Here is a 205-nt window from a genome sequence, read left to right on the forward strand (position 1 = left end):
CTTTCCCTCACGGTACTGGTTCACTATCGGTCACTAGGTAGTATTTAGCCTTGGGAGATGGTCCTCCCGGATTCCGACGGAATTTCACGTGTTCCGCCGTACTCAGGATACACTCCGGAGGAAACTCCTTTTCGATTACAGGGCTGTTACCTTCTATGGCTGATCTTTCCAGATCGATTCATCTAAAGAGTTTCTTTGTAACTCC

At 47.8% G+C, this 205-nt stretch carries 1 rRNA gene; it reads right to left on the bottom strand.

The window, feature by feature from the left end:
• Window positions 1–205: ribosomal RNA gene (locus M3210_RS20890) — 23S ribosomal RNA — on the bottom strand; the annotation flags it as partial.

The organism is Oceanobacillus luteolus (assembly GCF_023715655.1).
Classification (GTDB): domain Bacteria; phylum Bacillota; class Bacilli; order Bacillales; family Amphibacillaceae; genus Oceanobacillus; species Oceanobacillus luteolus.